Annotated in this window: 16 protein-coding genes; 5 read left to right on the top strand and 11 right to left on the bottom strand. The window is 60.2% G+C overall.

Going from position 1 to position 17,339, the window contains the following annotated elements; translation table 11 throughout:
- Positions 1 to 15 precede the first annotated feature (15 nt).
- Positions 16 to 1,335 carry a hypothetical protein gene (locus tag AB4N82_RS27650; RefSeq protein WP_460103961.1) on the bottom strand — a complete coding sequence of 440 codons (1,320 nt, stop codon included), beginning with the start codon at positions 1,333 to 1,335 and terminating at the stop codon, positions 16 to 18.
- Between the two features lie 180 nt (positions 1,336 to 1,515).
- Between AB4N82_RS27650 and AB4N82_RS27645 the strand changes: the two genes are divergently transcribed.
- Positions 1,516 to 2,553 (top strand): Ldh family oxidoreductase, encoded by a 1,038-nt coding sequence (locus AB4N82_RS27645; protein ID WP_122764292.1) that lies wholly within the window; start codon positions 1,516 to 1,518, stop codon positions 2,551 to 2,553.
- A gap of 151 nt (positions 2,554 to 2,704) precedes the next feature.
- Here AB4N82_RS27645 and AB4N82_RS27640 read toward each other — a convergent pair whose 3' ends face one another.
- Entirely contained in the window at positions 2,705 to 3,025 is a 321-nt protein-coding gene (locus tag AB4N82_RS27640; protein WP_032887039.1) for an ElaB/YgaM/YqjD family protein, read from the bottom strand.
- A 163-nt stretch (positions 3,026 to 3,188) separates the two neighbouring features.
- Here AB4N82_RS27640 and AB4N82_RS27635 point away from each other — a divergent pair, with 163 nt between their 5' ends.
- A complete protein-coding gene (locus AB4N82_RS27635; protein ID WP_003190904.1) occupies positions 3,189 to 3,443 on the top strand; it encodes a hypothetical protein in 255 nt (84 codons plus the stop codon).
- Here the strand turns inward: AB4N82_RS27635 and AB4N82_RS27630 are convergent.
- A complete protein-coding gene (locus AB4N82_RS27630) occupies positions 3,415 to 4,335 on the bottom strand; it encodes a LysR family transcriptional regulator (protein ID WP_122764291.1) in 921 nt (306 codons plus the stop codon). The genes AB4N82_RS27635 and AB4N82_RS27630 overlap by 29 nt on opposite strands.
- A 91-nt stretch (positions 4,336 to 4,426) precedes the next feature.
- Here AB4N82_RS27630 and AB4N82_RS27625 point away from each other — a divergent pair, with 91 nt between their 5' ends.
- A complete protein-coding gene (locus tag AB4N82_RS27625; RefSeq protein ID WP_032887037.1) occupies positions 4,427 to 5,353 on the top strand; it encodes a carbon-nitrogen hydrolase family protein in 927 nt (308 codons plus the stop codon).
- A 119-nt stretch (positions 5,354 to 5,472) separates the two neighbouring features.
- Here the strand turns inward: AB4N82_RS27625 and AB4N82_RS27620 are convergent, their stop codons facing one another.
- From AB4N82_RS27620 to AB4N82_RS27610, 3 genes are read right to left on the bottom strand one after another with little or no spacing between them, the layout of a single operon-like run.
- Entirely contained in the window at positions 5,473 to 6,018 is a 546-nt protein-coding gene (locus tag AB4N82_RS27620) for a GNAT family N-acetyltransferase (RefSeq protein WP_032887035.1), read from the bottom strand.
- A gap of 18 nt (positions 6,019 to 6,036) precedes the next feature.
- Positions 6,037 to 6,498 (bottom strand): LEA/WHy family protein, encoded by a 462-nt coding sequence (locus AB4N82_RS27615; RefSeq protein WP_032887033.1) that lies wholly within the window; start codon positions 6,496 to 6,498, stop codon positions 6,037 to 6,039.
- Between the two features lie 12 nt (positions 6,499 to 6,510).
- Positions 6,511 to 7,938 carry a nucleobase:cation symporter-2 family protein gene (locus AB4N82_RS27610; protein WP_032887032.1) on the bottom strand — a complete coding sequence of 476 codons (1,428 nt, stop codon included), beginning with the start codon at positions 7,936 to 7,938 and terminating at the stop codon, positions 6,511 to 6,513.
- 232 nt (positions 7,939 to 8,170) lie between these two features.
- Here AB4N82_RS27610 and AB4N82_RS27605 point away from each other — a divergent pair, with 232 nt between their 5' ends.
- A complete protein-coding gene (locus AB4N82_RS27605) occupies positions 8,171 to 9,796 on the top strand; it encodes a methyl-accepting chemotaxis protein (RefSeq protein WP_122764290.1) in 1,626 nt (541 codons plus the stop codon).
- A gap of 134 nt (positions 9,797 to 9,930) precedes the next feature.
- Here AB4N82_RS27605 and AB4N82_RS27600 read toward each other — a convergent pair whose 3' ends face one another.
- Genes AB4N82_RS27600 through AB4N82_RS27580 form a run of 5 tightly spaced genes read right to left on the bottom strand, consistent with a single transcriptional unit; the run spans position 9,931 to position 15,022 of the window.
- Positions 9,931 to 10,908: a 2-hydroxyacid dehydrogenase gene (locus AB4N82_RS27600; RefSeq protein WP_099602897.1), complete on the bottom strand. Its 978-nt coding sequence runs from the start codon at positions 10,906 to 10,908 to the stop codon at positions 9,931 to 9,933.
- On the bottom strand, positions 10,905 to 12,203 hold the full coding sequence (locus AB4N82_RS27595; protein ID WP_032887028.1) for an MFS transporter: 1,299 nt from the start codon (positions 12,201 to 12,203) through the stop codon (positions 10,905 to 10,907). The genes AB4N82_RS27600 and AB4N82_RS27595 overlap by 4 nt, the downstream gene beginning before the upstream one ends.
- Before the next feature lie 45 nt (positions 12,204 to 12,248).
- Positions 12,249 to 13,190 carry a sugar kinase gene (locus AB4N82_RS27590; protein WP_095185894.1) on the bottom strand — a complete coding sequence of 314 codons (942 nt, stop codon included), beginning with the start codon at positions 13,188 to 13,190 and terminating at the stop codon, positions 12,249 to 12,251.
- Positions 13,183 to 13,965 (bottom strand): sugar phosphate isomerase/epimerase family protein, encoded by a 783-nt coding sequence (locus AB4N82_RS27585; protein ID WP_095185893.1) that lies wholly within the window; start codon positions 13,963 to 13,965, stop codon positions 13,183 to 13,185. The genes AB4N82_RS27590 and AB4N82_RS27585 overlap by 8 nt, the downstream gene beginning before the upstream one ends.
- 43 nt (positions 13,966 to 14,008) lie before the next feature.
- Positions 14,009 to 15,022, bottom strand: coding sequence for a LacI family DNA-binding transcriptional regulator (locus AB4N82_RS27580; protein ID WP_122764289.1), 1,014 nt, complete (start codon positions 15,020 to 15,022; stop codon positions 14,009 to 14,011).
- A gap of 225 nt (positions 15,023 to 15,247) precedes the next feature.
- Here AB4N82_RS27580 and AB4N82_RS27575 point away from each other — a divergent pair, with 225 nt between their 5' ends.
- Positions 15,248 to 17,194: a hypothetical protein gene (locus AB4N82_RS27575; RefSeq protein ID WP_460103955.1), complete on the top strand. Its 1,947-nt coding sequence runs from the start codon at positions 15,248 to 15,250 to the stop codon at positions 17,192 to 17,194.
- Positions 17,195 to 17,339: the final 145 nt, after the last annotated feature.

Raw genomic sequence — 17,339 nt, 5'->3', positions numbered from 1 at the left:
CGGTTGCCCGCTGACTTAAACGTGATCCATGCCGATATACACGCTGCGTTCATCCAGCGAGAGAAAGTTGAGCAGCTCATCCTGATGGCCGGCGGCCTTGAGCATCGCCAGCAGCGTGTCGTTGAGGTCGTTCAGATCCTTGAGCACTTGCAGACCGCGGGACTGGGTGTAGAGGTAGGTGTGGGCCTTGCTGATCATCAACGTGCTGGCGAGGTCGACGTAATGTTGATAGGGCGCGTGAATACGCACCTTTTCTATGCGCAAATCATCCGCGGGCGCTGTGCTCGCGGCCGAGTCCAGCAGGAACGCGGCGCGCAGTTGCTGGCTCTCTGGGGTGGAGACAATCGCGTTTTGGCGTTTGAGCAACAGATCGGCGCGAAATTTTTCGCGCATCACCCGCGCACAAAACGTCAGGCGCGACTGGCCCGCGCTGACGTCTTCGTTCCAGTAGGTCTGTAGCAGGCTTTTCAGTAACGAGGAAAGAATGCCGCTGGTTTGTTCGATCACACTGTCCCAGCGCTGCTGGTCGAGGGCGCGTTGGTCCGCGTTCAAGGCGCTGCTGTCGTAGCCGATATTGACGAACGAATGAGTTTGATCCTGGGGCCAGGCTTGTTTGGCATAAAACTGCAGCAGTGCATCGCGCAACGGTAGTGAGGCCAGCCAGCGGCGGTCTTTTTGCTGCGAGGCGCGGCTGAAAAAATCCACCCGCGTGTCGGCCTGTTTCAACTTAGGAAAGAAGGAACGGGCCATGATGCCGAGCAGGCTATCAAGCATCCCGTGCAGGCTCGGCAGCTTGCGCAGCTCATTGAGGAGGGCAGCTACGTTCTGCTGCTGGCTGGCCATAATGGCGTCCTCCTGATCCTGCATCACCGCGCCCTGGATGATGGAGGTGGTAATTGTTACCGGCGCGTCTACCGGCAGCGCGTCACGTTCAGCGATTGATATAAAGCACAGCAGGTCGTCTCGCTGTGTTGGTAACTGCAAGCGCTCGTGCACCGCAGCAAGCAGCACGGCGCGGCTGTCGAACAGCTCCAGCCCGCCGTAGGGGGTATAGAGCACGGCTTTATTGTCGTCCGGTGTCGGACTCATCAGGAACGCGCCAGTCAGGGTCAGCGCGGGTTTGCCAGGACGGTTGATCAGCAGTCGCTCCACCTGCATGGGGTGCGTGTGCAGGGCCGCATCCTGGCGGGCTGCATCCGTGGCGTAGTAAAGCGTATGCAGCCACTCCAGATCCTTGACGGTAAATCCCAACGCCCGCTCCCGTGGCGTTGGCTGTTTACGCCCGGCAGGCAGCAGGAATTCGTCGAAAAAGTACGGCGGGGAAAGCGTCGCCATGGTGCTCGCTCCATCAAACTGGCAGTTACGAGGCTCCACGGTAGGCGCTTGCGCCAGGGGCGGGGCGGTAGATAACTGCTTCGGCGGCAAGCGGACGTTGACAGCAAGCACAGGAGGCGTTGTTTAATCGGCGGGTCTGGATTGTTGTTGTCTCTTCCAATTATAAAATCGGAGCTACAGATGTCTGCCCAGTCCCCGATCATCGACAGTGCTACAGCATTCATGGGTTTCAACGAGCTGAAGGCGTTGCTGCAGGCGATCTTCGTCAAGCACGGCACCTCGCCCGACGTCGCGGCGATCCTTGCGCACAACTGCGCCAGCGCCGAGCGCGATGGCGCTCACAGCCACGGCATCTTCCGCATCCCTGGTTACCTCAGCACCCTGGCCAGCGGCTGGGTCAACGGCCAGGCGGTGCCGGTGGTCACCGACGTGGCGTCCGGCTTCGTGCGGGTCGACGCCGGCAACGGGTTCGCTCAGCCGGCCCTGGCGGCAGCGCGTGGCTTGCTGGTGGACAAGGCCCGCAGCGCCGGTATTGCGTTGCTGGCGATTCACAACTCCCATCACTTTGCGGCGCTGTGGCCCGACGTCGAACCCTTCGCCGAAGAAGGCCTGGTGGCGCTGAGCGTAGTCAACAGCATGACCTGCGTGGTGCCCCATGGCGCCGACCGCCCGTTGTTCGGCACCAACCCCATCGCTTTCGCCGCACCGCGTGCCGATGGCGCGCCCATTGTCTTCGACCTGGCCACCAGCGCCATTGCCCATGGCGACGTGCAAATAGCCGCGCGCAAGGGCGAGCGATTGCCGCCGGGCATGGGCGTCGACAGCCTCGGCCAACCCACCACTGACCCTAAAGCCGTGCTCGAAGGCGGCGCGTTGCTGCCGTTTGGCGGGCACAAGGGGTCGGCGTTGTCGATGATGGTCGAGCTGTTGGCGGCGGCGTTGACCGGAGGCAACTTCTCCTTTGAGTTTGATTGGGCAGATCACCCAGGCGCCCGCACGCCGTGGACTGGGCAGTTGCTGATCGTGATCGACCCAAGCAAAACCGCTGGGCAAAGCTTTGCCGAGCGCAGCCAGGAACTGGTGCGGCAGATGCATGCGGCAGGGTTGCGCAGGTTGCCGGGGGATCGACGTCATCGCACGCGGACGAAGTCGTTAGAGGTGGGGATTGAGCTGGAGGCTGAGGATCTGGCGCGATTACAGGCGCTGGTGATTGACTGAGAAGGGTTTGGCGCAGCCTAAATGTAGGCGCTGGTTTGTCAGCGATAGCCGTTTGCCGGGGGGCATTAGATCAAGATCACAGACAGATCAAGAGCCAGTGCAACGGCGCAATAGCATCAGCGGTGTGGTTGCTATTGCGCCGCTTGCTTGATCAGTTACGACGACCCAGCAACAAACCCACTACCAGGCCAAAACCTGCGGAAATGGCCACGGTTTGCCACGGGTGGCCACCGATGTAGGTTTCGGTGGCATCCACCACTGGCTTGCTACGCTCGCGCACGTTGGACACTGAGTCCAGGGCTTGCTTGAGTTTGATCGCGACCTGCTCACGCAGGGTTTCGCCTTCTTCGCCCACCAGGGCGGCGCTGCTTTTGAGCAGTTTGTCCGACTCTTCGATCAGCGCGGTGAGTTCGCTGAAGGCTTGATCCTTGATCTGGTCTTCGACAGCTTGGGCAGCAGTTTTGCGGGCCATTGTGTGACTCCTTGCGAGTGAATGTGGCAGTGAACAATGGAGTATCGCGCGATGGCAAAAGTTGCAGTTTTTTTGCTTGAGCGCAGTTCCAGCCAAAATCCGAATCAGGAAATTTCGACCTACAGTGTAAGATGTCGCCTATTTGTGCAGCAGGTAATTCAACATGAGCTTCAATCTCGCCAACAAGACCCTCGCCGAACGTGCCGAGCTGGAAGATGAAAAGTCCCGCCTCTATGACCTGTGGCAAACCAATCTGGGCAAGGCCAAGGGCGAAGCGGCGCGGTTGTTCGGTGAGCGTGCCAAGCGCAAGGGCAAGTGGGCCGAGTGGGTCCGCGCAGAGCTTGATGGCATGTCACCGCCAGAGTTTTCCAATATGGTGCGCAGCGAAGTCAATAAGCTGATGGCAGCGGCGAAGTAAAGCTGGCGGCAATCGCCTCACGTACTTTGAGCAACATAGGGTCCAACTGGGCCTGTGTCCGCCAGCCGAGTTCCACGGGGTAGCGCGGCAGCGCCACCGGGCAGGGCAGTACGCGCAGGCCTGTCATCTCGGCGATCGCCTGTGCCGCATGCCCCGGAATGGTCGCAACCGCGTGGCTGTCCTTGAGCAAAAACGGCAGTGCGGCAAAGTGGCTGGTCGACGCACACACTTGCCGGCTCAGCCCCAGCGCTGCGAGCCCCTCATCGGTAATTCCGATAAAACCGCCTGACGACACCAGCACATGCTCGCGGCTGACGAACTCTTCCAGGCCGATGCTGTTCTGGTCCGGCGCAAGACTGCCGGGGTCTACCAGGCAACGGTAGTCTCCTTCCGCCAATACCTGTCGACTCAAACGGTTCTGCGCAAACCCGCCGGCGGTAATTGCCAGATCGAGCGTGCGGTCGAGCAGGGCGCCTGCCACGATCTGGCTGTGGGTCTGGCGAAAGATCACGCGCAGTTTCGGTAAACGTTGAGCGATCTCCTGCATTAAGCGGCGACCGTAGGCGATCTCGAAATCATCGGACAACCCCACTACCACGGAACGCCCTTGGTAATGCGGGTTATCCGGGTTGACCATCGCCAGGCTCTGTCGGCAACGGTCCAGCGCCTCGCTGATCACCGGCTTTAACTGATTGGCCCGCAACGTCGGCGCCAGGCCTCGGCCCGTGCGCACGAACAGCGGGTCGCCGTACACCTCGCGCAAGCGTCGCAAGCCCGCACTGATGGCCGATTGCGTGACGCCCAGGCGCAATGCCGCGCGGCTGGCGCTGGATTCGTCGTGCAGCGCTTCGAAGGTCTTCAGCAGGTTCAGATCGACCTGGGCGATATTCATTTGGCTCATATCATTCAGTGCTGAGGTGGGATTTATTCATGATCACGGCTGGCCGGAGAATGGGCAACCCCCCTAATTTGGAGTGATCGTAATGCCTGTTTCTACTGTGGCAGCTTTGCAACTCGGTTCGTTGCCGGACGGCAAGGCGGCAACCCTTGAACAAATCCTGGGCTACGAGGACGAGATCAAACGCAGCGGCGCGCAATTGGTGGTCATGCCCGAGGCGCTGCTGGGCGGCTATCCCAAAGGCGAAGGCTTCGGCACACAACTGGGCTACCGCCTGCCCGAGGGGCGCGAGGCGTTTGCCCGTTACTTTGCCAACGCTATTGATGTGCCAGGCGCTGAAACCGAGGCGCTGGCCGGCTTGTCGGCGCGCACCGGCGCCAGCTTGGTTCTGGGTGTGATCGAGCGCAGTGGCAGCACGCTGTATTGCACCGTGCTGTATTTCGAACCCTCGGGTGGTCTGGTGGCCAAGCATCGCAAGCTGATGCCCACCGGCACCGAACGGCTGATCTGGGGCAAGGGCGATGGCTCCACCTTGCCAGTGATCGACTCCGCAGTAGGGCGTCTCGGTGGCGCGGTGTGCTGGGAAAACATGATGCCGTTGTTACGCACGGCGATGTACGCCAAGGGCGTCGAGGTCTGGTGCGCGCCAACAGTGGATGAGCGCGAAATGTGGCAGGTGAGCATGCGTCATGTGGCCCATGAAGGGCGCTGTTTTGTGGTGAGCGCGTGCCAGGTGCAAGCTTCGCCCGAGGCATTGGGGCTGGAGATTGCCAACTGGCCAGCAGGCCGTCCGTTGATTGCTGGCGGCAGTGTGATTGTCGGCCCCATGGGCGACATCCTCGCGGGGCCGTTGCTGGGTGGGGCTGGGCTGTTGACGGCGCAGATCAACACCGATGACTTGGTGAAGGCGCGGTACGACTATGACGTGGTGGGGCACTACGCTCGCCCGGATGTGTTTGAGCTGACGGTGGATGAGCGGGCCAAGCCGGGCGTGCGCTTTGTTACAGACTGAACCGGGTCTAAATGTGGGAACGGGCGTGCTCGCGAAGACGCTGTGTCAATGGGTGCAGGTGTGACTGACCCACTGCCATCGGGGGCAGCCCCCTCCCACAGTTGATTTCAGCGTTTGGGTCATTGGGATTCCAACCACTCCTCGCGGGTCATCTCCCAGATATCCCGTGGGAAGGTGCCTTCGACAAACTGCCCCTCATCGGTCCTGATCAAGCGCATCCCCGTACGCTCGGAAATTCGCCGCGACCCCAGGTTGGGCGCGGCCTTGGGTACACGCATCACGGGGCGTTGCAGCACGCCGAACCAATAGTCGGTCACCGCCGCGCTGGCTTCGGTCATCAATCCCTGGCCTTGCCATGCGGGCGCGAGCCAGAAGCCACGGTTGTTATCCACTTCATCCATCAGGCTGACATTGCCGATCAGTTGTTCAGGCGCGGTTTTGAGGCGGATTGACCAATGCCATTCCTCGCCCCGTGCCATGGCCGGCAAGGCCACGTTTTGCAGATAGGCGAGGGCGCCGTCGGCCGGGTAGGGCCAGGGCACGAGGGCGTTGAGGTAACGCACCACGTCCCAGTGGGGAAAGTGCTGTTGGACGGCGTCCGCATCGTCCAGCGTCAGCGGGCGCAGAATCAGGCGTTCGGTGTAAAGGGTAGGCAACGCATCCATGTTGCAGAAGCTCCAGGTTTACCAAGTGGCAGTATTGGGTAGGTCCAGGGTACCGCGATCCACAAACCGCATCGTGCCAAACAGCCCACCCGCGAGTTTGCCGCGCAGCACATACGGCAGATTGTTCAAGCTTTGGGTCTGGCTCAGGCCCAGGGTCTGGCGCAACACCGAGAACGCAGAAACGCTGACGGGGACCCTCAGAACGGCCTCGGAAAAGCGTGGGATGCTTCCGGCCTGATCACTGACACCCGACGCCAACGGCCGGCCATTGACCTCCAGGTCCAGGGCCACGCCGTTGTAGTCGATCGCCGTTTCATTGGGGTTTTGCACCCGCAGTTTCACGACGAAGCGCACTTCCAGTTCCTGGCTTTGCAGTGGCTCGATGCCCACCACATTGATGTTGACCGGGTCGCGGTTGGGGAACAGCGCGCAGGCGCTCAAGGTCAGCAGCAACAGTGATAGAACCATGAGCTTGCGCATACAAAAGTGCTCCTATTTCGTGACGTCCGGGTCCTGCATCACTTTGAGGGTGGAGGACTCCGGATCAAATTCATCTTCTTGCAGTTCTATGAACTCTTCCGGCAGGAAAATGTTCAGCAGGATCGCACAGAACGCGCCCACGGTAATCGGCGACTCGAAGATGTTGTGCAGGGCTTTGGGCAGGTCACGCAGTACTTCCGGCACGGCGGCGACGCCCAGGCCCATGCCCAGGGAGATCGCCACGATCAGCACATTGCGCCGGTGCAGCCCGGCTTCGGCGAGGATCTTGATGCCGGCCACGGCCACGGTGCCGAACATGATCAGGGTTGCGCCGCCCAGCACCGGCTTGGGCATCAGTTGCAGCACCGCGCCGATCATCGGGAACAGCCCCAGCAGTACCAGTAAACCCGCGATGAAGTACGCCACATAGCGGCTGGCCACGCCTGTCAGCTGGATCACGCCGTTGTTCTGCGCAAAGGTCACCATCGGCAGGCTGTTGAACGTGGCCGCCATCGCCGAGTTGAGGCCGTCGGCCAGCAAGCCGGACTTGATGCGCTTGATATACAGCGGACCCTTGACCGGCTGCTGGGAAATCATTGAGTTGGCTGTCAGATCACCCGCCGCTTCCAGCGGCGAAATCAGGAAGATCACTGCCACTGGGATAAACGCCACCCAGTCGAAAGAGAAACCGTACTTGAACGGCACCGGCACGCTGATCAAGGGCACGTGGGGCAAGGCGGCCAGGTCGACGCGGCCCAGCCACCAGGCGACCACAAAGCCCAATGTCAGGCCGATTACGATCGAGCCCAGGCGCAGGAACGGGTTGTTGAAGCGGTTGAGCACCACGATGGTCACGAGCACCAGCGCCGCCAGGCCCATATTGCTCGCGGCACCCAGGTCGCTGGCGCCGAAGCCGCCGGCCATGTCGGTGACCGCCACCTTGATCAGCGATAAACCCATTAAGGTAATGATGGTGCCGGTGACCACCGGGGTGATCAGCTTGCGCAGTTTGCCGATGAATTGGCTCAGGACCACTTCGATAAACGCCGCGAAAAAGCAGATGCCAAAGATGGTCGAAAGGATTTCATCGGTGCCGCCGCCCCGGGCCTTGACCATGAAACCCGCGCTGAGGATCACGCTGATAAACGAAAAACTGGTGCCTTGCAGGCACAGCAGCCCCGAACCGATCGGGCCGAACTTGCGTGCCTGCACAAAAGTGCCGAGCCCCGACACAAACAGCGCCATGCTCACCAGGTACGGCACTTCGCTTTCCAGGCCGAGCACACCGCCGACGATCAGGGTTGGGGTGATGATGCCGACGAAACTCGCCAGCACATGCTGCAACGCGGCAAAGATCGCTGCGGTGAAGTGTGGGCGGTCTTCCAGGCCGTAGATCAGGTCGGATTTATAGCGCGGGCGGGGGGCTTGAGCGTCAGACAAGTTGAGGGCTCGGGTCAGAAAATGGAGGCGCAGGATGCCAGAAACCGCTAGTCGTCAGAAGTGTAAAAAAATATTTATGAACCCCCTGCATAAAATGCCGCAGCCGGCCGATACCGTTTATAGGCCCACCCCTCAATAACAACAGTGGGCCAAGGTCTGAGCGGTGCGTTGACACCGGCGGATCGTTTCGCGGCAGGGACGCGCGCAAACACTACTCCTGAGAGTCTCGCCTATGTCCCTCCGTCACCTGAATATCGCCCCTCGTGCTTCTCTGGGTTTCGCGTTCATCGCGTTGTTAGTGGTTGTTCTAGGTGTGTTTGCGGTCAACCGCATGACACTGATTCGCGAGGCGTCAGTGGCCATGAGTGCCAACCTGCTGCCCAGCGTGACGTACCTGGGCACGATCACGGAAAACGTGTTGCGCCTGCGCATCCTGTCCTTTCGCGTGCTGGTCAACCGTGAACCGGCCGCGTTGCAGGAAGCAGAAACCCGCATCGGTGTGTTGGCCGACAAGGTCAAGACCGCCCAGGCCGGTTACGCCACGCTGCCCGCCGGGCCGGAAGAGGCGGCTTTGTACAAGACATTTGGTACGACCCTGGACAACTACCTCAAGGCCCAGGCCGACATGCTGACCCTGTCCAGGCAAGGCAAGGTCGATGAAATGCGTGCGCTGATCAACACCCGTATCAAGGACGGCACCGATCAGATGGGCGAACAGCTGAACAAGTTGATTGCCATCAACGCCGCTGACGCCAAGACCGCAGACGCTGAAGCTGGGCGAGGGTACGACAGTGCCATCACCGGCGTGATTATGGTCTCGGTCGCCGCCGCGTTGCTCACCGTATTACTGGCCTGGTTGCTGACCCGCAGCATCGTCACGCCGTTGCGCAAAGCCGTGACCGTGGCCGAAACCATCGCCGCCGGCAACCTCAGCAGCACCATCGCAGACGACGGCAACGACGAACCGGCTCGCTTGATCGGCGCCCTGGCCGCGATGCAAGCGAACCTGCGCCAGACCATCCAGCACATCGCCGGTTCGGCCACCCAACTGGCGTCTGCCGCCGAGGAGCTCAGCGCGGTCACCGAAGAAGCCTCCAAAGGCTTGCAGCAACAGAACAATGAAATCGATCAGGCGGCCACCGCGGTTAACGAGATGACCGCCGCAGTCGAAGAAGTGGCGCGTAATGCGGTGTCCACCTCTGAAGCGTCCAGCCAGTCGAACCTGGCTGCACGGGAAGGGCGCGACCGGGTGGTGGAAACCGTCGGCGCGATCCAGACCATGACCCAGGACGTGCAGAACACCGCCGCGATGATCGAAGGCCTGGCCACTCAGGGCCGCGATATCGGCAAGGTGCTTGATGTGATCCGCGCGATCGCTGAGCAGACCAACCTGCTGGCGCTCAACGCTGCCATTGAAGCGGCCCGCGCCGGTGAAGCCGGGCGTGGCTTTGCGGTGGTGGCGGACGAAGTGCGGGCCCTGGCTCACCGCACCGCGCAGTCGACACAGGAAATCGAAAAAATGGTCGCCGGCATCCAGAACGGCACCGGTGAAGCGGTGCAATCGATGCAGCAGAGCAATCAACGTACCCAGAGCACCCTGGAAATGGCCCGCGCTGCCGGGGTGGCGCTGGAGCAGATTACCCAGTCGATCAGCCTGATCAACGAGCGCAACCTGGTGATTGCCAGCGCCTCGGAGGAACAGGCTCAGGTGTCCCGCGAGGTGGACCGCAACCTGGTGAATATCCGCGACCTGGCCACCCAGTCGGCGGCGGGGGCCAACCAGACGAGCGCTGCCAGCCATGAACTGTCACGCCTGGCGGTGGATTTGAACGGGATGGTGGCCAAGTTCGTGATCTGACCCACTGTGCAAAGCAATCAAATGTGGAAGGGGGCTTGCCCCCGATGGCGGTGTGTCAGTCAAGATATCTATAACTGATCCACCGCTACCGGGGGCAAGCCCCCTCCCACATGTGTTCTCTGCAGTGTTAGAAACTAGTGTTTCCAGGCATCTGGGTTCACCAGGTTTTTTGGCCGTTCGCCCGCCAATGCCGCCAGCAGATTATCCACCGCACAGGTGGCCATCGCCTCCCGCGTCTCATGGGTCGCCGAGCCGATATGCGGGGTTGCCACCACGTTGTTCAAACGCAGCAACGGCGAGCCGTGATCCAGCGGTTCCTTTTCGAACACATCCAGCCCCGCTGCCCGAATTGTGCGCTGCTGCAACGCCTCGACCAGCGCCGCTTCGTCGACCACCTTGCCCCGCGAGATATTGATGAAGATCGTCTCGGGGCCCATCCGCGTAAACTCTTGCGCGCCGATCAGTTTTTCGGTTTCAGCCGTAAGCGGCAACGTCAGGCAGACAAAATCGGCTTGCTCCAGCAAGTCGTTCAAGCTGCGGTATTGCGCGCCAAAGCGTTGTTCCACCGCCGGCTTGGGCGAATGGCTGTGGTAGATCACCGGCATGCCAAAGCCAAAATGCCCGCGCTGGGCCAGGGCTTCGCCGATGCGGCCCATGCCGATGATACCCAGGGTCTTGCCGTGCACATCGCTGCCAAAGTGCGAGGGGCCGATGTTTTTGTTCCATTGGCCGGCGCGCACCATATCAGCCAGTTCCACCACGCGCCGGGCGGTGGCGAGGATCAGCGCGAAGCCGGTGTCGGCGGTGGTTTCGGTCAGCACGTCCGGCGTGTTGCTGAGCAGGATGCCGCGCTGGGTCAGGTAGTCGATGTCGTAGTTGTCGACCCCGACCGACACGCTGGCTACCGCCTCCAGGTGAGGCGCCAGATCCAGCAATTTGGCATCCAGGCGCAGGCTCGCGCCCAGCAGGCCATGGGCGGTCGGCAGGGCGTCGCGCAGCTTGGCCAGGCCGGTGTCGTCCAGGGCTTCGATCAGCGTGACCTCGGCCTGTTCATGCAGGCGGGCCATCAGCGGCGCGGAGAGTTTCTTGTACAACACCACAGACTTTTTCATTGGGCTTTTACCTTCAATTCGAGGGTTTGCAGGGGCACGCGCTCACGGTCGCTGGCGCCTGGCTTGAGGAAAATCGTCAGCACCACCGCCAGCATCAATGCACCGCTCATCAGCAGGTACGAAGCGCCGGGTGAACCCGTGCTGCTATTGAGGTAGCCCACCAGGTACGAACCGCCGAACGAGCCGAGCGCGCCCATGCTGTTGATCAGCGCCATGGCGCCACCGGCGACGTTGGCGGGCAGGATTTCCGGGACGATCGCGAAAAACGGTCCATAAGGCGCATACATGCAGGCCCCGGCAATCACCAGCAGGGTGTAGGACCACCAGAAGTGTTCGGCGCCGAGTACGTAGGAGGCATAGAACGCGATGGAGGCAATCAATAGCGGCGGCCATACAAAGCGTTTACGTTTTTGCAGTTTGTCCGACCCCCAGCTCACCACCAGCATGCCGATCACTGCCGCCAGGTACGGCAGTGCCGACAGCCAGCCTGCTTCGACCATGTCCATCTGCAAACCGGCCTTGAGGATCGACGGCAGCCACAGCACAAAGCCGTACACGCCGATGCTCCAGCAGAAGAACTGCAGCGCCAGGATGATCACCTTGGGCGAGCGGAACGCTTCGGCGTAATTTTTAACCGCCTTAATGCCCACCTGTTCGGCGGCGAGGGCGGTTTCCAGGCTGTGCTTTTCGCTATCGCTCAGCCACTTGGCATCCTTGGGACGCTCATCGGCCAGCTTCCACCAGATAAACGCCCACAGCACCGCGGGCAGGCCTTCGATGATAAACATCCAACGCCAGCTGAAATGCTGCACCAGGTAACCCGACACCACCGACATCCACAGCATGGTCACCGGGTTGCCGAGGATCAGGAAGGTGTTGGCCCGCGATCGTTCGGCGCGGGTGAACCAGTGGCACAGGTACACCAGCATCGCCGGCATCACTGCGGCTTCGACCACGCCGAGCATGAAACGAATAACGATCAGCATGTAGGCGTTGGACACCACGCCGGTCAGGGTCGCCAGGCCGCCCCAGAGGATCAGGCTGACGAAAATCAGTTTTTTAACACTGCGCTTCTGCGCGTAGATCGCGCCCGGCACCTGGAAGAAAAAGTAGCCGAGGAAAAACAGTGCGCCCAGCAACGACGACATGCCGGGAGTGATCATCAAGTCTTCGGCCATCCCGGAGGCGGCGGCGAAGCCGTAGTTAGCGCGGTCCAGATAGGCCAGGCTGTAGGTGATAAAAACGATGGGCATGATGTACCACCAACGACGGGTGGCGAATTTCACGGTTTCCATGAGGTTGCTCCTGAGCTTGTTGTAGTTGTGGCAACAGGGTGTGGGTCACGCAACGGATCGGGTGGGTAATTCGGCGCGGGTGGGCAGGCCTTCCATATCGCCACGGCTTTGCACGGCGCGGCTGCCGATCCAGTTACCGCGCTGTACCGCCTCGGGGAAACTCAGGTTTTCCAGCAGGGCACTGATCATGCCCACGGCAAACCCATCGCCGGCGCCGACGGTGTCCACGACCTTGTCCACCTGTACGGCGGCGACGAAGCCTTGGTCCAGGTGGGTGCGGTAGTAGGCGCCGTCCGGGCCGAGCTTGATGGCCACGGCTTCGGCGCCCTGGTCCAGGTAGAACGCGGCGATGTCGGCCGGGTCGTCGAAACCGGTAAGCAGGCGGCCTTCGCTCAAGCCCGGCAACACCCAATCGGCCAGGCCGGCGAGGGCGTTGATCTGGCGGATCATCTGGGCTTGGCTGGCCCACAGCGACGGCCGCAGGTTCGGGTCGAATGACACGCTGCGCCCGGCCTTGCGCATCTGGGTCATCAACTCGACGGACAGTTCACCGGTGGCCTCGGACAACGCCGGCGGAATCCCGGTGGCGTGCAAATGGCGGGCTTGCAGCAGCGCAGGGCTGATGGCGGCGATGGACAAATGGCTGGCAGCCGAGCCTTTGCGGAAATACTCCACCTGGGGATCGGCGCCGGCTTCTTCGCGGGACTTGAACTGAAAGCCGGTGGGGTGCAGCGGGTCGACGGCCACATTACGGCAATCCAGGCCTTCCTTTTGCAGGGTGTCGACCACGTAGCGGCCGAGTGAGTCGTTGCCTACCCGGCTCAGCCAGGCCACGTTGAAGCCCAGGCGCGACAGGCCAATGGCGACATTGCTGTCGGCTCCCGCGATGCGTTTGTGAAACTGGCTGACCTGCGCCAAATCACCGGTCTGCTCGGCGACGAACATCGCCATGGTTTCACCGAACGACAGGATATCGATCTCAGACATGGGCATTCTCCTGGCGGGGTTGGCCGAGCAGGGCAAGGGTGGCGACCTGTTGGGCGGTGACATCAATCAGGTCATCGCCTTGCAGCGGAAATTCCACCGCCCGCGTAATGCCTTGAGTCATGTGCTTGAGCAGTTGTTCCCACAGGTGCAGGTCGGTGGCGCCAGGCGGCAGCGCTACCAACTTGCCGTCCGGGCGGCGGGCCACGGCCTTGCAGTGCAGGTAGTCCACATGCCGGCCCAACAGGCGCGCAGCGGTGAGGGCGGATTGGTCCTGCCATTGCCAGTTGCCGATGTCGAAGGTCATTTTCACCGGCAGGCCCAGGCGCTCGACCTCGGTGAAGAACCGCTGCATGGGCTCGATGCGCCCGCCGTGCAGAGTCTGGTCGTTTTCCACCAACAGATGGACCGGGTGGCGGTTGAGCAGGGCGTGCAGGCTTTCCAGATCGTTAGTGTCGGTGAAGTAACCGAGCGAGACTTTCAACCAGCGCGCGCCAAAAGCCTGGGCGCGGTCCAGAGTCGCGTTCAGTTCGGCGTTGGGTTGGGCGCGACCGGCGACCCACAGTTCCAGGGGCGATGAGAACACGGCTTCCAGCCCTTTTTCGGCAGCGGCCTGGGCGAGTTCGGCCGCGTTTTCGCCGGTCAGCAACTCTTCTCGCCACTCGATGCGTTGGGCACCGGCGGCGGCCAATAGCTGGACAAAACTCAACTGGCCTTGCTGGCGGACCAAGTCGGCGCCGTAGCTCGAAAGGCTGATGGAGACGGGGTATTTATGCATTGTTGTTTACCTCTGAAACCGGTTTCATTTTTGTGCAAAAAAATTATCGACGGTGGGTAGAACCGCGAACGATCAGTTGTGGCAGGAAGTCCAGGGTGCGCGTGGGTGCATCGTCACCGCGCAAGCGCTTGAGCAGGCAGTCGAACGCGCTGGCGCCAATTGCCTCGGTAGGCTGGGCGAGGGCGGTGATGCCGTTGCCCACCAACGGATACCAATCCAGGTCATCCAGGGCGATCAGGCCCACGTCTTCAAACAAGTTGCAGCCCAGCGTCTTGAGCGCATGAGTACAGGCCAGCGCGGCGACGCCGTTGGCACAAAACACCGCCTTGGGGCCGGGCTTGGCGAGAAAATTCTTTAGGCCGGTTTCGAGGTTGCCATCCAACTCCAGCACCGCGCCGGTCAGCGCCGGGCGCCGGGCAATTTCGGCCTTGAAACTGCCCAAGCGTTCAACCCGTGAACTGGTGCCATCGGCGGCTTCGCTCACCAGCAACACCTCGCGATAACCCTGTTGTTCCAGATGCTCCACTGCCATGCGCACTGCTGCCGGGTTATTCAGACCCACCAGGTCGCTGTGCAGCGGCTCGACCTTGCGGTCCACCAGCACCAGAGGCATTTCCCGTTGCAGTTCCAGCAGTTGGTCGAGGTGATGGCCGAGGGTATTCACGATCAGCCCTTCGATGTTGTACGAGCGCAGTGCAGCCAGGTGTTGGCGTTCCTGCTCGTCGTCGCGGTCGGTGTTGCACACCACCAGGCTGTAGCCGTGCTGGCGGCAGGCGGTTTCGACGCCGTGCATCACGGCAATGGAATAGGGGTTGCGGATATCGGCTACCAGCATGCCGATAAGGCGGGTGCGGCCACGTTTCAGGCCACGGGCCATCTGGTTGGGGCGGTAGCCGAGCTGTTCGATGGCTTGCTCAATGCGCAAGGCAATAGCATCGGAGAGCAGGGCACGGTCGTCGCCGATAAAGCGCGACACGCTGGCCTTGGATACACCGGCGTGTTGGGCGACGTCGAGCATGGTGACGCGAGAGCGCTGGGCATCGGAAAAGGAAGTCACGGTAGAGCCTTTTTTATTAGTTTGGAGGTTGCCTTGAAACCGGTTTCAGGAAACACCAACACAACCCTTGCGTCAAGGGGGCGCTCGTCGGGAGGCTCCTGTGGAATCCGACGAAAGGGGTCGCCTACCTGTTACTTATGACAGTATCCAGAGGTTCGAAATGGGCGCTTAATTTGATCCAGCCATGGTTTTCTACCTGTCTGTCTGAGCATCAAGGAGCGCACGATGACGCTTTCGAAGACCACCCAAAAATCCTTCTGCGGCCGTTCAGAAGGGCAGGTATCGTCACTTGAGGCCGCTGTAGTAGTGGATGCCATTGAGGGTGATCCAGTCGGATTGATTCCCACTGAGTTTTTGTACCACCCGATAAAAATTCAGTTGAAGAACATCTGGAGGTTCCCTGCCCAAGAGGGTGAGACGGACTATGTCCACTTCTTCATCAAACCTCATACGCCTGAGCCAGCCTATCCGCTGACACCGATTCCATTAGAAGGGCCACTGAGCCAGGAAGACGATTTCCCTGTGGAGCTGACCATAGGCGGAAACTGGCTGAAGATCAGCGGCTCGTATGACCTTACCTATTATGTTGACGGACCCGGCGGCATAGAACACTGCCCATATACCACGACCTTCACACTGGACTGGATACCGCCCGGTGGGACGGGGCCTTTGCAGCCTGCGACCTTCATAAACAACGAGATCATCGAGCACGGCGTCACTGAAGAGTATTTGAGCAAGTATGAGAACACGGGTCTGCGTATTCCCAGGTATATAGATGCCCAACCCTATGACGATATATTGATATTTCTATTATTGAACGAAGAGTCAAACCCCTTCGAGGCCAACTATACGTACACGCTCACGACTGTTCAGGATACGTTGCTAGTCACTATGCCTTCTATTTTGTTTCGACAATTACCGAATGGCCCGCGGTTTATTCGTTATGGCCTGCGTGACCGGGCAGGTAACCAGCAAACCAATTATTCGGGGCCTACGCCCGTCTACATCAATTTGAAACCGTCTCCAAGTGGGCTTAAACCACCCCAGGTCCTTGCCTACGAATTTGACGGCCTGATTGATCGCGCGGATGCACGTGCGGGCGTCAATGTGAGGTTTGAAGCCTATTTCGATTGGGATCCGGCAGACGAGGTAGTGGTCAGCTGGGACAGTATTGTTCTGGCAAGAGAGGGGGTCGAGGGTTTCCCGAAAGTGGTGCCGGTGCCCTGGTCTACGTTGATCCAGAAGGGTTACCTGCAGACCCATCTACCGGTTCAATACTTCATTTATCGTGCAGGCGTTCCGACGGCCATTCCATCGCCCGTGCGGCATGTCGATGCCGACTTCCGGGTCTTTGGCGTGGATCATGATCAGGCACCTGATGAGTTGAATCGACACTTGGAGCGGGTCGAGATTCGCGGTGCGGTTTCCGATACGGCCAACCACTTGGATTTCAGTGATTCGGATCAACCTGTCACGGCGACCGTCGCGCTGCCCGACGGTCCGAGTGTCGGTAAGTGGTTGGACTTGTATTGGGGAGATAAAGAAGAGCCAGTGGCCTCCTATCATGTACAGCCCGGGGACGTAGCAGGGGCCTTGGTGACATTTACCCCTATTGCCTGGTCGGTGGTTGCTGAAACACCCAATAACCCGGCGTTCCCAGTGAGTTATCGAACCCGTAATGGTGTGAATGACCAACTGGCGCCCAGTCAACTGGTGAATATAAATATAGCCCCGCCGGTTAGATTTCCTCGGCCGGAATTTCCACATGCAAACAGTAACGCCTGGTTGAACTGTGACACCTACCCACGCATCTGGGACGGGGTTCGTGTTCACGTGCTCAAACATCCTGATATCAAGATAGGGGACGAAGTGCGGCTGAAATGGCAGGGTACGCTTGGCTTCGGCGGCAACCAGCCTATCCCGGAAACCACTGAGGTGTTTGTGGATTATTGGTCGGCCGCCCATGAGGCTCAGGGTTATTACGAATGTGTCGTGCCTTATGTTCCTTATGTAAAACCCATGAAAGACGATGCAGGCGCTTATGCTGAGTTCACGGTATGGCGTAATAAAAATCGCATAGGCAGCTCATTGATTCGTTATATAAAAATTGATCGGCGTAGATCACATGATTTGCCACTGTTTTGTGGGCCTGGTGGTGATGGTCCGGACTAAAAACGAAGTTTCCATTCGTGGCTGTGAAGGGTAATTAAAGATTAATTGATCGTTCTTCATCGTGCTTGATTTGAACTTGGTTATGTACGGGCTGGCGGCTGTTTCGGTTGCTGAGCGGCCGACAATATACCCGGGTCATTCTTGA

The sequence above is a fragment of the Pseudomonas sp. H1_D04 genome (assembly GCF_054683855.1).
This window is presented reverse-complemented; position numbering and strand designations above follow the sequence as displayed.

Coding starts and splice junctions, on each gene's coding strand:
- AB4N82_RS27650 (WP_460103961.1), bottom strand. CDS start 1,335: ATGGCGACGCTTTCCCCGCCGTACTTTTTCGACGAATTCCTGCTGCCT.
- AB4N82_RS27645 (WP_122764292.1), top strand. CDS start 1,516: ATGTCTGCCCAGTCCCCGATCATCGACAGTGCTACAGCATTCATGGGT.
- AB4N82_RS27640 (WP_032887039.1), bottom strand. CDS start 3,025: ATGGCCCGCAAAACTGCTGCCCAAGCTGTCGAAGACCAGATCAAGGAT.
- AB4N82_RS27635 (WP_003190904.1), top strand. CDS start 3,189: ATGAGCTTCAATCTCGCCAACAAGACCCTCGCCGAACGTGCCGAGCTG.
- AB4N82_RS27630 (WP_122764291.1), bottom strand. CDS start 4,335: ATGAATATCGCCCAGGTCGATCTGAACCTGCTGAAGACCTTCGAAGCG.
- AB4N82_RS27625 (WP_032887037.1), top strand. CDS start 4,427: ATGCCTGTTTCTACTGTGGCAGCTTTGCAACTCGGTTCGTTGCCGGAC.
- AB4N82_RS27620 (WP_032887035.1), bottom strand. CDS start 6,018: ATGGATGCGTTGCCTACCCTTTACACCGAACGCCTGATTCTGCGCCCG.
- AB4N82_RS27615 (WP_032887033.1), bottom strand. CDS start 6,498: ATGCGCAAGCTCATGGTTCTATCACTGTTGCTGCTGACCTTGAGCGCC.
- AB4N82_RS27605 (WP_122764290.1), top strand. CDS start 8,171: ATGTCCCTCCGTCACCTGAATATCGCCCCTCGTGCTTCTCTGGGTTTC.
- AB4N82_RS27600 (WP_099602897.1), bottom strand. CDS start 10,908: ATGAAAAAGTCTGTGGTGTTGTACAAGAAACTCTCCGCGCCGCTGATG.
- AB4N82_RS27595 (WP_032887028.1), bottom strand. CDS start 12,203: ATGGAAACCGTGAAATTCGCCACCCGTCGTTGGTGGTACATCATGCCC.
- AB4N82_RS27590 (WP_095185894.1), bottom strand. CDS start 13,190: ATGTCTGAGATCGATATCCTGTCGTTCGGTGAAACCATGGCGATGTTC.
- AB4N82_RS27585 (WP_095185893.1), bottom strand. CDS start 13,965: ATGCATAAATACCCCGTCTCCATCAGCCTTTCGAGCTACGGCGCCGAC.
- AB4N82_RS27575 (WP_460103955.1), top strand. CDS start 15,248: ATGACGCTTTCGAAGACCACCCAAAAATCCTTCTGCGGCCGTTCAGAA.